Raw genomic sequence first — 4,055 nt, 5'->3', positions numbered from 1 at the left:
TGCACGTGCGTCCGTCGCCGGCGCACGAGGACGAGGCGTGGATCTCGCTGGTCTCACCCGTTGCGGACCTGCCGCTGCAGGCGATCGTGGCTGCGGTGGACCCGCATCTGCGCGCCGAGGTCTCCGGGACCGAGACCGACTGGACCGTACGCGTGGTCGAGACCGATACCGCCGCCAAGGAGCTGCCCGAGGTGGAGGTGTGCAAGTTCAGCGGCGGCGCGTCGTTCGAGTTCGAGGACCGCAAGTCGCTGCCGCTGACGGTGGTGTGACGACGGGCCGCCGGGCGTACGGTTTCTGCCGTCGCATCCCGGTGGTCCCGTCAGAATACGTACGCCCGGCGCGCGGTCGTGTGTGACGTTCAGCGCGGGAGGATCGCGTTGCCGACCCACCGGCGCAGGTAGGCCCGCAACTCTTCACCCTGACGCGGAGGACGGCCGGGGTCGATCACGAACGATTGGATGATGCGCAGCAGGTGCTCGGAGAGCTGGCCGAGGTCGTCGTCGTCGCATCCTGCCGCCGCCCAGTCGACGTCGAGGCGACCCACCATGTCCCGGGCGAACCGCAGCGCCACGTCGGAGGTGACCGACTGCACGTGGCTCGAGCCGCCGGGCACCATGATCAGCCCGATGTACTTCTCGCGGGGCAGCCATTCCAGAGCGGTGGCCACGGCTTCGGCGACCGCCTCGCCGGGATCGGTGATCCCGGCCAGGTGCGCGGCCAGTCGCTCAAGGAAGCCGTCGACCGCGTGCACCGCGGCGGCGACCAGCAGTGCCTCGGTGCTGGCGAAGTACCGGTACACGGTCTGGCGGGTGACACCCACCGTGCGCGCCACGTCGGAGATGCTGAAATCGGCGCCGCGCTCCTCGATCACCTTGCTCGCCGCCGCGAGGATGCGTCCTACCGCCTCCTCGTCAGAGGCGGGCTTGGCTCCGGACCAACCGTGGGTGCGCACGAACGAACTGTAAGCGACCCGTCGGAGGAGCCATCAAACCCCGCCGCGCCCCAGGTGCCCCGGCCATCCGCGGTGTGCCTGTGGGGGACTACGTGTAGGCGACCTGCAGGTCCTTGACCCCGTTGATCCACCCCGACCGCAGTCGCTGCGGCTCGGCAAGCTTCGAGATGTCGGGAATCTGGTCGGCGATCTCGTTGAACATCAACTTGATCTCCATGCGGGCCAAATTCGCGCCGATGCAGAAGTGCGCGCCGTTGCCGCCGAAGGCCAAGTGCGGGTTGGGGTTCCGCCGGATATCGAACTGGAAGGGGTTCTCGAAGACCTCTTCGTCGAAGTTCGCCGAGCTGTAGAAGAGCCCGACCCGCTGCCCCGCGGCGATCGTCACGCCGCCCACCTCGACATCGTCGAGCGCGGTCCGCTGGAAGCAGTGCACCGGGGTGGCCCATCGGATGATCTCGTCGATCGCGGTCTCGGGCCGCTCCCGTTTGAACAGCTCCCACTGGTCGGGGTTGTCGAAGAACGCGTTCATGCCGTGCGTCATCGCGTTGCGGGTGGTCTCGTTGCCGGCCACCGCCAGCAGGATCACGAAGAAGGCGAACTCCACCTCACCCAGGGACTCACCGTCGAGATCGGCCTGGATCAGCCGGGTCACGATGTCGTCGGCGGGGCAGCGGCGGCGCTGCTCGGCCATGGTGTAGGCGTAGCCCATCAACTCGGCGTTGGCCATCGTCGGATCCGAGTCGAAGTCCGGGTCGTCGGTGTTCATGATCGCGTTCGACCATCCGAACAACTTCGAGCGGTCCTCTTCCGGCACGCCGATGAGGTCGGCGATCGCCTGCAGCGGCAACGGCATCGCGATGTCGTCGACGAAGTTGCCGGCGCCCTTCTCCGCGGCGGTGCGCACGATCTCGCGCGCGGCCTCGGCGAGCTTGGCCTCCATGCCCGCGATGGCCCTGGGTGTGAACAGTCGCGAGACGATCTTGCGCAGCCGGGTGTGTTCGGGGGCGTCGTGGTTGATCAACAGCGCCTTGGTCAGCTCGAGCTGTTCGCTGGTGACCCCGTCGGGCAGGCGCATCACCGCGCCCTTGGCATTGGTGGACCATTGCGCGCTGTTGCGGGAGATCGCCTTGACGTCCTCGTGCCGCGAGATCACCCAGTAGCCGCCGTCGTCGAAGATCGACTCGGCCTGCTCGTTCCACCACACCGGCGCGGTCTTGCGCAGCTCGGCGAACTCCGTCACCGGGATGCCGCGCAGCAGCACGTCGGGGTCGGTGAAGTCATACCCCTGGGGCAGGAAGGGGCAGCTCGGGGTCACGGTCATGGGGCGTCCTTCTGGTGTGACGTGCGGCACTTTCCATAGACCATACACCTGAGCGCATAAATGTATGGCCGACGGGAGCGAGACCGCGCCCGCCGGTGCCACTAGGGTGTCCATCTGTGCACGTTCTGGTAGTCGGCTCCGGAGCCCGTGAACACGCGCTGCTGCTCGCGCTGCGCCGAGACCCGGAGGTCGACGGGCTGTCGATCGCGCCGGGCAACGCCGGGACCGCGGCGGTGGCCGACCAGTACGACGTCGACGCCACGTCGGGGGAGGCGGTCACTGCGCTCGCCCGTCGCGTCGGCGCCGACCTCGTCGTCATCGGACCCGAGGTGCCGCTCGTGCTCGGCGTGGCCGACGCGGTCCGCGCCGCGGGCATCGCCTGCTTCGGGCCGACCAAGGACGCCGCGCGCATCGAGGGGTCGAAAGCGTTCGCCAAGGACGTGATGACCGCCGCCGGGGTGCGCACCGCGGGCAGCGAGATCGTCGACAACCCGGCACGCCTGGACGCCGCGCTGGACCGGTTCGGGCCCCCGGCCGGGCAGGCCGCCTGGGTGGTCAAGGACGACGGGCTCGCCGCCGGCAAGGGTGTGGTTGTCACGGCCGACCGCGACGCCGCCCGCGCGCACGCCGCCGCCCTGCTCGACGCGGGACACCCGGTGCTCCTCGAATCCTTCCTGGACGGCCCCGAGGTGTCTCTGTTCTGCGTGGTGGACGGTGAGACCGTGGTGCCGCTGCTGCCCGCGCAGGACTTCAAGCGGGTCGGCGACGGGGATACCGGACCCAACACCGGCGGGATGGGTGCCTACACCCCGTTGCCGTGGCTGCTCGCGGAAGTCACCGGGCAGATCGTCGACGAGATCGTCAAACCCGTTGCCGCCGAACTCGTCCGGCGCGGTAGCGCATTCTCGGGGCTGCTGTACGCCGGTCTGGCGATCACGTCTGCCGGTCCCGCTGTCGTCGAGTTCAACTGCCGGTTCGGCGACCCGGAGACGCAGGCGGTGCTCGCGTTGCTGGAATCTCCGTTGGGGCAACTGTTGCGGGCCGCGGCCACCGGTGAGCTGGCCGCGCACCCGCCGCTGCGATGGCAGGACGGTTCGGCGGTCACCGTCGTGTTGGCCGCCGAGAACTATCCGGGGCGGCCGAGGGTCGGCGACGCCATCCAGGGCTCGGACCGGGACGGTGTGCTGCACGCCGGGACCGCGCGCCGCGAGGACGGGACCGTGGTGTCGTCGGGCGGACGGGTGCTGTCGGTGGTCGGGACCGGGCCGGACCTGGGCGCCGCCCGCGAGGCCGCCTATGCCACCATCGCCTCGATCCGGTTGCCCGGCAGCCATTTCCGTCACGACATTGGGCAGGCGGCGGCCGAGGGGCGGATCTCGCTCTAGCCGCGGCTAAGCGGTCAGCAGCGGTGCCGCCCAGCTCAGCTCGCCGGTCAGCTGCGACGACCAGAACGCCGCGTCGTGCCCGCCGGGGGAGAAGCCACCCGCAGGCGGCGTCGCCAACTGGGCGACGAACTGCCGGGTGGCGGCCGCGAACGGGTCGTCGAACCCGCAGTCGATACGCAGCGGTATCTCGTTGAGGGCGGGCAGGCCCCACACACTGTTGGCCTCGTAGTCCGCAGCGCCGTCGAATGCGCCCGGGGCCGCGGCCCCCGGCGATGTCCACAGGGCCGGCGTTGGCGATCGCGGCCAGCATCGGCGGCATGGTGGACAACACCAGCGCGCACGGGGACGCCACGATCATGAACGTCATCGCCCGCCGCCGCGCCGCCCGCAGCGACTC

Annotated in this window: 3 protein-coding genes and 3 pseudogenes; 2 read left to right on the top strand and 4 right to left on the bottom strand. The window is 70.0% G+C overall.

Annotation, left to right across the window (positions count from 1 at the left end):
- Nucleotides 1-269 (top strand): annotated as a pseudogene (locus ASJ79_RS20080) (hypothetical protein); the annotation flags it as partial.
- A gap of 89 nt (nt 270-358) precedes the next feature.
- Here the strand turns inward: ASJ79_RS20080 and ASJ79_RS20075 are convergent.
- Both ASJ79_RS20075 and ASJ79_RS20070 read right to left on the bottom strand, forming a co-directional pair.
- A complete protein-coding gene (locus ASJ79_RS20075; protein ID WP_067958979.1) occupies nt 359-952 on the bottom strand; it encodes a TetR/AcrR family transcriptional regulator in 594 nt (197 codons plus the stop codon).
- Nucleotides 953-1,040: 88 nt separating this feature from the next.
- Nucleotides 1,041-2,273 (bottom strand): cytochrome P450, encoded by a 1,233-nt coding sequence (locus ASJ79_RS20070; protein ID WP_067958976.1) that lies wholly within the window; start codon nt 2,271-2,273, stop codon nt 1,041-1,043.
- Nucleotides 2,274-2,389: 116 nt separating this feature from the next.
- Here ASJ79_RS20070 and purD point away from each other — a divergent pair, with 116 nt between their 5' ends.
- Nucleotides 2,390-3,658 (top strand): phosphoribosylamine--glycine ligase, encoded by a 1,269-nt coding sequence (purD, locus tag ASJ79_RS20065; RefSeq protein ID WP_067958973.1) that lies wholly within the window; start codon nt 2,390-2,392, stop codon nt 3,656-3,658.
- A 6-nt stretch (nt 3,659-3,664) separates the two neighbouring features.
- Here purD and ASJ79_RS20060 read toward each other — a convergent pair.
- Together ASJ79_RS20060 and ASJ79_RS34205 are read right to left on the bottom strand one after the other, a co-directional pair.
- A pseudogene (locus ASJ79_RS20060) lies at nt 3,665-3,949 on the bottom strand (alpha/beta hydrolase); the annotation flags it as partial.
- Nucleotides 3,942-4,055: pseudogene (locus tag ASJ79_RS34205) on the bottom strand (hypothetical protein); the annotation flags it as partial. The pseudogenes ASJ79_RS20060 and ASJ79_RS34205, both read right to left, overlap by 8 nt.

Origin of the sequence: Mycobacterium sp. NAZ190054 (genome assembly GCF_001545925.1) — a bacterium.
Classification (GTDB): Bacteria; Actinomycetota; Actinomycetes; order Mycobacteriales; family Mycobacteriaceae; genus Mycobacterium.
Note: the sequence above shows the minus strand (reverse complement) of the source record. Positions and strands in the feature narration are given on the sequence as shown.